This is a genomic window from Sporomusa acidovorans, from assembly GCF_900101845.1.
Lineage (GTDB): Bacteria > Bacillota > Negativicutes > Sporomusales > Sporomusaceae > Sporomusa > Sporomusa acidovorans.
The window spans coordinates 86279-94128 of sequence record NZ_FNAM01000022.1 but is presented as its reverse complement, the minus strand read 5'-3'; the positions used below and the strand labels follow the sequence as shown (position 1 = coordinate 94128).

The 7850-nt window shown below is 44.5% G+C and carries 6 protein-coding genes and 1 pseudogene; all 7 read right to left on the bottom strand.

The window, feature by feature from the left end; translation table 11 throughout:
- Positions 1-655, bottom strand: a pseudogene (locus BLR65_RS15825) (3-methyl-2-oxobutanoate dehydrogenase subunit beta); the annotation flags it as partial.
- A gap of 13 nt (positions 656-668) precedes the next feature.
- The gene (locus BLR65_RS15820) at positions 669-872 is read right to left on the bottom strand and encodes a 4Fe-4S dicluster domain-containing protein (RefSeq protein WP_169716774.1); all 204 of its coding nucleotides are present in this window, start codon (positions 870-872) and stop codon (positions 669-671) included.
- Positions 873-910: 38 nt separating this feature from the next.
- The gene (buk, locus tag BLR65_RS15815) at positions 911-1987 is read right to left on the bottom strand and encodes a butyrate kinase (RefSeq protein ID WP_093795153.1); all 1077 of its coding nucleotides are present in this window, start codon (positions 1985-1987) and stop codon (positions 911-913) included.
- Positions 1984-2901: a phosphate butyryltransferase gene (locus tag BLR65_RS15810; RefSeq protein WP_093795152.1), complete on the bottom strand. Its 918-nt coding sequence runs from the start codon at positions 2899-2901 to the stop codon at positions 1984-1986. The genes buk and BLR65_RS15810 overlap by 4 nt, the downstream gene beginning before the upstream one ends.
- A gap of 14 nt (positions 2902-2915) precedes the next feature.
- Positions 2916-4319 (bottom strand): amino acid permease, encoded by a 1404-nt coding sequence (locus BLR65_RS15805; protein WP_093795151.1) that lies wholly within the window; start codon positions 4317-4319, stop codon positions 2916-2918.
- 346 nt (positions 4320-4665) lie between these two features.
- On the bottom strand, positions 4666-5802 hold the full coding sequence (locus BLR65_RS15800; RefSeq protein ID WP_093795150.1) for an FmdE family protein: 1137 nt from the start codon (positions 5800-5802) through the stop codon (positions 4666-4668).
- A 17-nt stretch (positions 5803-5819) separates the two neighbouring features.
- Positions 5820-7844: a TonB-dependent receptor gene (locus BLR65_RS15795; protein ID WP_169716775.1), complete on the bottom strand. Its 2025-nt coding sequence runs from the start codon at positions 7842-7844 to the stop codon at positions 5820-5822.
- Positions 7845-7850: the final 6 nt, after the last annotated feature.

Here is a 7850-nt window from a genome sequence, read left to right as displayed (position 1 = left end):
CCAACTCGTTGGCTTTCAGGTATAAGGAGTTGATGATGTTAGGCTTGGCACGGCCGCGCATTCCTACCGTAGCCCATGGTTTTTCCACAGGCGTATCGCTCTTTTCCCTGATTTCAACGGGTTCCATCATTTGACCGAGAACCCCGTCCCCTAATAGCATAACAGGATTGCGGTATTGATCGGCCAAGGCAAAACCGGTCATGGTCAGGTCTACCATTTCCTGAACGGAATTGGGAGCCAGCACGATATTGTGATAATCGCCATGGCCGCCGCCCTTGGTAGCCTGGAAATAATCGCCCTGGGCCGGCTGGATGCCGCCAAGCCCCGGACCGCCGCGCATAATGTTGACAATAAAGCAGGGGAGTTCGGCGCCGGCAATGTAGGAAATGCCTTCTTGTTTCAGGCTGATTCCCGGGCTGGACGAAGAGGTCATCACTCTGGCGCCCGCCCCGGCCGCCCCATAGACCATGTTGATGGCCGAAATTTCACTTTCCGCCTGTAAGAACACGCCCCCCAATTGCGGCATACGCCTGGACATGTATTCCGTGATCTCTGTTTGCGGCGTAATTGGATAGCCGAAATAATGGCGGCAGCCTGCGGCAATCGCCGCCTCGGCAATCGCCTCATTGCCTTTCATGAGTATTTTTTCCGACACATTCACCACTCCCTTATTTATAAATCTTAATGACTAAATCCGGGCATGCCTTTGCGCAAAGACAGCAGCCCACACATTCCGAATCATCGGGGCAGGTTGCGTAATTGTAACCCTTGCCATTAAAAGTTGACGACATAACAATCAGCTTTTTGGGGCACGCCACCGTACACAATTCGCAGCCTTTGCACCTTTCCTGGGAAAATTCGAGTTTTGCCATTATCATCACTCCTTAACATATTTGCGTGGTATATGACATTATATATATTCTTTAAAATTATCTTCCCCTCGCAGCACACGCAACGCTCCTTTTGTTAACGCAAGCATTTCATCTTCTCCCGGAACTACCAGAATTTCTGTAATAAACTTGACACGGTCGGCAATCAGCTTTACCAGCATCTTATCATAGGCCAGTCCTCCCGTTAAGACGATGGCGTCCACCTTTCCATAGAGCACGGCTGCATTGGCGGCTATCTCTTTGGCGATCTGATACGCCATCGCTTCATATACCAATTTTGCTTTGGCATCGCCATTCTCGATCATCCTTACAACCTCTCTGGCGTCATTGGTACCTAAATAAGCCACTAAACCTCCCTTGCCGACAAGTTTTTTCTTAACCTCGTCAAGAGTATACTTCCCGTTGAAACAAAGCTCAAGCAGATGACTAACCGGTATCGTCCCTGTTCTTTCGGGTGAAAATGGTCCTTCGCCATAAAGACCGTCATTTACGTCAATAACTTTGCCGTTTTGATGCACGCCTACGGTTATCCCCCCTCCCATGTGGGCAACAATCAGCTTAGCTGTTTCATAAGTTTTACCTAATTGTTTCGCAATGTTCCTGGCTACCGCTTTCTGATTCAGCGCATGAAATATACTTAATCTGTCATACCCGGGCAACCCGGATAATCGCGCAATATCAGCAAGTTCATCCACTACTACAGGATCCACGATGTAAGCGGGAATACCAAGTTTATCCGCTATTTCTTTAGCAATAACTCCGCCCAGATTTGCTGCATGCTCACCTCTTTCAGCCAACCATAAAGCTTCAATCATACTCTCATTGACTATGTAAGTGCCGCCTTCAATCGGTTTTAAAAGACCACCTCTGCCAACTATGGCATCTAAGCCGGCAATATCGATGCCATTTGCCAGTAAAAGCTGCAGTATTCCATTTTTTCTAAACTCATATTGTCCAATAATGTTGGCAAAAGACGTCAATTCTTCACGGGAATACCGTACTACCTTTTCGAACACTAACGTTTCATTGTCATATACTGCAATTTTGGTTGATGTCGAGCCAGGATTGATTGCTAATATTCTGAAAATATCTTTCATGACTTCACTCCATTTTTGCTTGCCATTAAAATCCCTAGGGCAATTGAGTTTAACTTCGTTAGCTCCGAGTCGGCTCTTGAAGTCAAAACAATAGGAACTTTTGCACCGGCAACAATTCCCGCAATATTGCCTTGGGCAAAAAATACGATTGATTTATACAGCGTATTGCCTGTTTCGATAAAAGGCATTACTAATATATCGGCTTTACCTGCTACCGGGTTTGTAATTCCTTTATGGGTTGCCGCTGCTAATGAAACGGCATTATCGAGTGCAAGCGGCCCGGCGACCATGCAGCCCTTTAACTCGCCCGTCTGGCTCATCTTCGCTAATTCGGCAGCATCAAGGGTTGCCTGCATTTTGGGATTCACCTTTTCTAGCGCACAAATACAAGCTGCCTTGGGGCTATCGTTGCCTAACGCATTGGCGATTTGTACGGCATTTTCAATAATTTGTTTTTTCATAGCTACATTCGGTGCAATGTTCATTGCGCCATCAGTAATATAGAACAACCGGTCATAGCCATCGATATCTGCTACGGCAACATGAGACAGCACATTTGCTGTCCGCAGCCCAGCCTCTTTATCAAGTACCGCTTTGAGAATTGTTGCGGTATCAACAAGGCCCTTCATTAAAACCTGAACTTGCCCTTTGGCAGCAAGCTGCACTGCCGTCCTGCAGGCTTCAACATTATCGTTTTTTTCGATAATTGTAAATTTACCTATGTCAATTTGATACTCTTCCGCTATCCGGCAAATCTTCCTTCGATTCCCTATTAATATGGCATCAGCGATTCCCAGAATATTTGCCTTGTTTAGAGCGAGTATTACTTCCGCATCGTGAGCTGCGGCTACGGCAATAGTTTTAGGGCCTTTCGCTGCAGCTGACTTGATAATTTCATCAAACTTTTTTATCATTACATCACCTCACTTTATCCTTTCTGCGAAATATTCGTATTTTTTGAGACCATGGCGCTGTTCTTACGGCTGTAGGTAAAATATACCACCATCCCGATTACGCACCAACACCCGAAAAAGGCTAATGTTTCCACCGGTAAATTGGTAATCAGGTAACTGCATAACAACACGGCAAACGGCACAATCACCTTGACGGCAGGGCAGCGGAACGGTCTAGGCAGGTCGGGCTGGGTGCTGCGCAGCACCCATACACCTATTGAGACTATAACAAAAGCAAACAGTGTTCCCATATTGCATAACTCAGCAATGATGTTGATAGGCAATAAGCCGCTTAAGGTAGCCACAACACAGCCGGCAATCATTGTAATAATATGCGGGGTGCCATATTTAGGGTGGATCTTGACCAGACTTTGCGGAATCATGCCATCACGCGCCATCGCCAGAAATATGCGGGTCTGACCGTACATAAACACCAAAAGCACAGTGGTAATGCCGCAAATGGCGCCCAACGCCACAAGCGCACTGCCAAAATTCATACCGATAGCACGCAGTGCGAAGGCTACCGGCTCACTGTTATTCAAAGTTGAGTACGGCACAACACCTGTCAGCACTGCCGCAACAGCAATATAAAGTATTGTCGCGACAACAAGCGAACCAACTATACCGATGGGAATATCCCTGTTGGGATTTTTACATTCTTCTACGGCAGTAGACACCGTATCAAACCCGATATAGGCAAAAAACACAATTGCGGCCCCGGCAGCCACACCGCCCAGGCCATAAGGAAGGAACGGCTGCCAGTTTACCGGATTAATATGGGGAGTAGCCACAAGCAGGAAAAAGCCAATACACCCTAATTTTATAAATACAAGTATTTTATTCAGCGACGCACTTTCTCTGGTACCTAGTATCAATAAATAAGTAAGGAAAGCAATAATTACAACTGAAGGGACATTTAAAATACCCCCGTCAGCAGGAACAGCCGTCCAGGCGGTGGGTAATGCAATGCCCGCTGATTTAAGTAAACCGACCATATAGCCCGACCAGCCGGCCGCTATCGCCGCCGACCCGATCGTATATTCGCAAATCAACGCCCAGCCTACGGCAAAAGCAACCACTTCACCAATGGCGACATAAGCGAACGTATAGGCGCTGCCTGTTACCGGCACCATGGATGCCAGCTCGGCATAGGCTAAAGCAGCGAAAGCACAGGCAAGACCTGATAAAACAAAGGACAGCATAATTCCCGGACCTGCGTATTTTGCAGCCGCGACACCGGTAAGCACAAAAATTCCGGTGCCAATAATACAGCCGATTCCCAATAAAACCAGATCCATCGCTCCCAGAGTCTTTTTCAAACTATTTCCTTCTGTCCCCCGGATCAGTTCCGCAATATTTTTTTTACGAAACAAATTCATTTTGTCCCCTCCTTTATTATTAGAAAATTGAGATATTTTTGTTTAGAATTTCATAATACCCCTCCTATAAAATGGCAATCATTCATTCTACTTAGTAGCAAAAAATGTGCCACAAAGAACTTTGGATAAATATATAGGCAATTACTCCGCTAACAAGCTTTGCTCAATATTCCACAAAAGGTTGTAATTTTTGCTTAGAAAAAAATCACTGCAAGCCATTGCATAAGTTGCAATGGCTTGCAGTGATAAATTTTGCAGTGTAACATTCCAGCCAGGTCCCAGCAGCACAACGTTCTGTTAATAAAGCAAAGTCACTCAAATTTTCCACTTTACAAATACTTCTTGATTATTTCACTAATCCAAGCCGTTCTAACGGATTTACCCCAGGTTGAACATAACTCATGGGAGTTTCCCCCTCTTTCAATTCAAAGCGTTTCAACACAGTAATAAACAGTTCGGGTTTGTCTAGGTTATCGAGTTCCCACAAAACTGTTTTTACTTTTTTCTCCCACTCAGGCAGATTCTGTTGTTTATCTAAACCGCTTAAAGCAGCCCCTTTAGCAAAATCGAAAGTCAAAACCAAAGCCTCACTCTTTTTGGTCTTTCCGTCAGTGCGGAAATAGATTCCAGCCAAATTCTTGGCTTCCGGCAGCAATTTTCCTTTAGCTTGGTTATCCATCGGCAAAACCGCCATGCCGGATTTACCCGGCGTAGTATTCAGGAGTGTTTGCAATGCGTCTTCCTTACACCAGACAGGAGAAGAAATAATAAAATAAGAATCGCTGGCCGAGCGCAGCGGCATTTCTCTCTCTAAAAAGTTTGCCAGCAGATAGCCACTGGTAACCCCCGGGCAAAAATGGTCATGGTAAAGCACGCCTTTCATAAAATCGGCCGGTGCGCCTTTGGCTGCGGCATTGACAATGGTTACAATTCTAAATTCATTACCGTCAAACACCTTTTCCTTGATCTTATTATCCCAAGCCTGCGCATGGGCAAACAAATAGTCGGCTTTAATGTTCTCACAGACTATTTTGCTAAACAATTCCGGGGAGGTTACGCCTTTTAGATCTGTTACCCCTTTATCCAGTAATTCCATTGCCTTTTCTTTATTGACAACACCATATACGGCTTTACCTGAGTCCTTATCATACAAGACAAACCAAAGCGGACTCGTACGGGCGGCATGAACTTCTAACAAAGTTCCCTTACCTGTTGTACAGCCGGTTTCTTTGCTCAAGCCATCTAAGGCTGCTTGGGGAGAATATTGTCCAAACTTTACATAACTTCCATTTGTCAGCACAATCATATTGTCAGGCTTAGTCCCCATCAGTTTCCAGGCGTCCTGACTCAGCTTTTTAGTTACGGCATTCCAGAAAAGATAGCCTTTGTCCGCAGGCTGACCGGCCCAGGCTACGTTGGCAGACCATAAGAGACACGACAGGACCAGGAGTACACTGAAAATTTTCCTTACACATGGTAACAACTCCTTTTTTATATTTTTTAGAAGCCAATTTGATAGGACAGGCTGTAGTTTCTGCCCATCATCGGGATACCTGCTGTTTGCTCATAATCAACATCAAACAGGTTGTTGACTGCCAGGGCAATTGTCTGCTCATTCTTGGTGGTATACGACATCCCTAAGTTAACCAAGGTATAACCTGCCGTATCTGCTGTATCTACTGTTTTGATTCTCTGTCCATCCAGTGAAGCCCGGAAGCCCTGATGATTATTATAGCGCAATCCCAGATTCAGGGTTTCTCTCGGCAGTGTGGTAACTTCGGTGCCTGCAGGGTCTAACGGATCGCCACTTTTGCGGGAATGTTGATTCGTGTAGTTAAATACCATTCCCAGCGTTTTTGAAAACTGATAGTCGGTAGCTATTTCCACGCCTTTGATTTTAGCATTATCAATATTGTAAGTAGGGGGACCTGAAGTGATGCCGGAGCTCATGTAAGTAGTTACATAATTATCAATATCATTGAAAAAGCCTGTAACTTTCGCACCAAATTTATCATTAAATTGTTTTTTCCACCCTAATTCATAAGCCATACCATTTTCCGTATCCAATTCTCCGATCGTCTTTTGCCAATCTGCCAGTGTCCAGCTCAAGCTATTATAGGTTATATACTTTGTATAATTAGAATTGCTTATCTTGCTTGGTGTGTAATTCATTTGCCACCTTACATAGTCAGATACGGTTGGCGGTCTGAATACCCTACTGGCGCTGGCATATACGGCTTCCTTGGAAGTAATTTGATAGGTCAGATTTAGTTTAGGACTTAATTGCGATGTATCCGAATATTCTTTGGAAGTCAGCAGATTATTTGACTGATACTGATCATAACGCAAACCCAATCCCAGCAGTATTTTTTTATTTAGCTGCCAGTTATCCTGAACAAAGTAACCGTTGATTTCCGCTTCCAAAGAACTTGGACTGCTGGTATTTACCTTAAATTTTAGTTTTCGATAATCAAAACCGGTTGTTAACATATGATTGCCCAACTGCCGGCTTTGCTGCCAGTTGTAGCCACTGTTATCGGTTGTTAACTCCGCCGTATCAGTTGATGTTGAATACCGCAGCCAATCATTCCTTTCCTGCTTATTCTTATATAAAGCCAATTTCCAGTTGTCATCAGCATAATTCAAGGAATAATTCTGCGTATTAAATTTACGATAACTGCCATCTAAATATTGACTGTTTACGGTGGTATTTGGTTGTGCCGGAACAATCGGATAATCAGAATCCCAGCCATTTTCATTATTGGCATTTTGATTATTCCCTACGATAATTCCCTCTTTGCGGTAGCTGTCGGTTACCGCGACAGATAACTTTTTTTTATCAGTAAAATGGTAAATTACATTAAAATTTGTATCATGGCTGTTTTTAAAATTATTCCGGTAAAAACCGTCACTTTCTTTTTTATCCGCACTGACCGACCACGATATTTTCCCATCCTTACTGGTTCCCTGATTGCTTATCGAATATTTTCTGTCACCATAACTGCCCACGCTGGATTTGAGATAGGTTTTGTTTTCTCCCGGCGTATCGGTTGTCACAATATTGATAACCCCGCCCCAGGTTCCGCCATATTGAGCCGAGCTGGCGCCACGGATGATTTCTATTTTTTTGACATTACTGACTGGCAGCGAATCCCATTCCAAGGCCCGTCCCCGGTATAGGCCCCCCTGGTTTTCAATGATATTTCCGTTAATCGCCACTACCAGCCGTTCATTGGTCATCCCGCGCATAGTAACCGTTGTTCCTGATTGCGGGTTTGTAGAAACGACTATGCCGGCAACATCTTGTAACAGGTCGGTAACACTATTGATTTGTCCGGCATCAATTTTATCTTTGACATTAAGTGAGGTTACTTTGGTTGTCTCGCCTTCACCAACAATTTTACTGTCTGTAACCACAATGGTTTCCAAAGCAAAATCAGGCGTGGTTTCATCTGCGTAGACTAATGGAGAAACCTGCAGCAGCATCACCATTGACAGTAACAGCGACTTCCCTTTTTTACTCATTCTCTC